2 protein-coding genes are annotated in these 2,591 nt (G+C 63.4%); both read left to right on the top strand.

Annotated elements, in window-relative coordinates; genetic code table 11:
• Positions 1-65: 65 nt before the first annotated feature.
• Positions 66-1,208: a nitrogen regulation protein NR(II) gene (locus EN969_RS26090; protein ID WP_013531493.1), complete on the top strand. Its 1,143-nt coding sequence runs from the start codon at positions 66-68 to the stop codon at positions 1,206-1,208.
• Positions 1,205-2,591 (top strand): nitrogen regulation protein NR(I) (gene ntrC / locus EN969_RS26085; RefSeq protein ID WP_127419516.1); only part of this gene is annotated, 1,387 nt, incomplete at its 3' end. The genes EN969_RS26090 and ntrC, both read left to right, overlap by 4 nt.

Here is a 2,591-nt window from a genome sequence, read left to right as displayed (position 1 = left end):
GTCATTGCCTTGCTGCGCGATGTGTTTTCGCGCGATCCGCAACCTTTGACCCTGCGGAGTGCCGCATGAACGCCGCCGCCGGCCAAGGCGCTGAAATGGCGGATGCCGCCCAGATCGTACTCAACACCATCCGCCGCCCGGTGATCATGATCAGCGAGGAAGGCTTCATCACCTTTGCCAACGCCGACGCGGAGGACTTCTTTCGTTCAAGCGCGACCATGCTCGCCCGCAACACGCTGTCAAAACTCATTCCCTTCGGCAGCCCGCTGCTGACGCTGGTCGACCAGGTGCGCGAGCGCCTGGCACCGGTCAACGAGTATCGCGTCGACGTGTCGTCGCCGCGTCTCGGCATCGAGAAGGTCGTCGATCTCTATGTCGCGCCGGTACCGGAATTTCCGGGCTCGGTGGTGGTTATGTTCCAGGAACGGTCGATGGCCGACAAGATCGACCGGCAGATGACGCATCGGGGCGCAGCGCGCTCGGTCACCGGCCTGGCCGCGATGCTTGCCCATGAGATCAAGAACCCGCTCTCCGGCATCCGCGGCGCTGCCCAGTTGCTGGAACTGTCGGCTTCCGACGAAGACCGTGCGCTGACGCGGCTGATCACCGACGAGACCGACCGCATCGTGTCGCTGGTCGATCGCATGGAGGTGTTTTCCGACGAGCGGCCGATCGACCGCTACCCCGTCAACATCCATGTCGTGCTCGACCATGTGAAGGCCATTGCCAAGAACGGTTTTGCCAAGAGAATCAAGATATTGGAGGACTATGATCCTTCGTTGCCTCCGGTGTTTGCCAACCGCGACCAGTTGATCCAGGTGTTCCTCAACCTGGTCAAGAACGCCGCCGAGGCGATCGGCAGTGACCCGCAGGGCGAGATCGTGCTGTCGACCGCCTTCCGGCCAGGCATCCGTGTTTCAGTGCCGGGCACGCAGGACCGCGTGTCGCTGCCGCTGGAGTTCTGTGTGCGCGACAATGGCTCCGGCGTCTCGGAAGACATCTTGCCGATCCTGTTCGACCCGTTCATCACCACCAAGCCGAACGGCTCGGGGCTGGGGCTGGCGCTGGTCGCCAAAATCGTCGGCGAACATGGCGGCATCATCGAATGCGAATCGACGCCGCGCGGGACCACATTCCGCATCCTGATGCCGGCCTGGAAAGAAGCGCCATACGGCGCCGATGAAGACGGTGAAGGAGACCGCAAATGACCGTTCGCGGCAATATTCTCGTCGCCGACGACGATGCGGCGATCCGCACTGTCCTCAACCAGGCGCTTTCGCGCGTCGGCCACGAGGTGCGCGTCACCTCCAATGCTTCGACTTTGTGGCGCTGGGTGGCGGCGGGCGAGGGCGATCTGGTCATCACCGATGTGGTGATGCCGGACGAGAACGCCTTCGACATGCTGCCGCGCATCAAGAAGGCGAGGCCGGAACTGCCGGTCATCGTCATGAGCGCCCAGAACACCTTCATGACGGCGATCCGCGCGTCTGAAACCGGCGCCTATGAGTATCTGCCCAAGCCGTTCGACCTGACCGAACTGCTCAACATCGTCAACCGGGCGCTTTCCGAGCCGCGACGGCCGAAGATCGATGCGCGGCCGGAAGAGCAGCCCGATGCAATGCCGCTGGTCGGCCGTTCGGCCGCCATGCAGGACATCTACCGCATGCTGGCGCGCATGATGCAGACCGACCTGACGGTGATGATCTCGGGCGAATCCGGCACCGGCAAGGAACTGGTGGCGCGCGCGCTGCATGAATATGGCCGCCGCCGTGGCGGCCCGTTCGTCGCCATCAACATGGCGGCGATCCCGCGCGACCTGATCGAATCGGAACTGTTCGGTCACGAGAAGGGCGCCTTCACCGGCGCGCAGAATCGCTCGACCGGACGCTTCGAGCAGGCTGAAGGCGGCACGCTGTTCCTCGATGAAATCGGCGACATGCCGATGGAGGCGCAGACCCGCCTGCTGCGCGTGCTCCAGCAGGGCGAATACACGACGGTTGGCGGACGCACGCCGATCAAGACCGACGTGCGCATCGTCGCCGCCACCAACAAGGATCTGCGCACCCTGATCAACCAGGGGCTTTTTCGCGAGGATCTGTTCTATCGCCTCAACGTGGTGCCGCTCCGGCTGCCCGCGCTGCGTGAGCGCTCCGAGGATGTGCCCGACCTTGTCCGCCACTTCTTCAAGCTCGGCGAAATGGAAGGCCTGCAGACCAAGCGCATTTCTTCCGGCGGCATCGAGTTGATGAAGCGCTATCCGTGGCCGGGCAATGTGCGCGAACTGGAAAACCTGGTTCGCAGGCTCGCCGCGCTCTATTCGCAGGACGAGATTTCCGCCGAGATCATCGAGGCCGAGCTCAAGACCGGCGAACGTCCCGTGGTGCCGGGTGGCGGCAATCTCATTCCCGACGATTTGTCGATCGGCCAGGCGGTCGAGCACTTCCTGCAACGCTATTTCGCCTCGTTTGCCGGCGATTTGCCACCTGCCGGGCTTTATCAACGCATCCTGTCCGAGGTCGAGTTTCCACTCGTCCTGGCCTCGATGACGGCAACCCGCGGCAACCAGATCAAGGCCGCGGAACTGCTTGGCT

Source organism: Mesorhizobium sp. M7A.F.Ca.CA.003.01.2.1 (assembly GCF_003998945.1).
Classification (GTDB): Bacteria; Pseudomonadota; Alphaproteobacteria; order Rhizobiales; family Rhizobiaceae; genus Mesorhizobium; species Mesorhizobium ciceri.
The sequence above is the reverse complement of the archived record's forward strand: the minus strand, read 5'-3'. Positions and strand labels throughout refer to the sequence as shown.